This window comes from Stenotrophomonas sp. STEN083 (assembly GCF_056759195.1).
In genome coordinates, this window is the sequence record NZ_JBRRCU010000124.1 from 1 (window position 1) to 365 (window position 365).

Below are 365 nucleotides of genomic sequence, written 5' to 3' on the forward strand. Positions count from 1 at the left end.
CGTCGGTGTGGTCACCGGCGGCGTGGTCGTGGTCGGCGGGGTGATCGTACCCGGCGGCACGGCGGTCGCCGTGGCGGTGTTGACCACACTGCCCGCTGCTTCATCGGCAGCGGTGATGGTGTAGGTGTTGTTGCTCGGAGCACAGGCGACATTGCTGGCGCCAACCGCCAGGTTGGCGATGGTGCATACCAGGCCCGGCAGCATTGCATCGCTCACCACCACACCGGTCAGGTCCACCGTACCGGTGTTGCTGGCCGTAAAGGTGTAGGTGATCACGTCACCGGCATCACCGAGCACGGTGTTGCCATTGCTGTCGGCCACGGCCGCATGCTTGGCCACGGTGAAGCTGGCAACCGGCGTGGGCA

The 365-nt window shown here is 66.3% G+C and carries 1 protein-coding gene; it reads right to left on the reverse strand.

The annotated features are described in order from the left end of the window. On the reverse strand, window positions 1-365 hold a 365-nt coding region (locus ACVOK8_RS19160; protein WP_481568202.1), incomplete at both ends, for a DUF7507 domain-containing protein.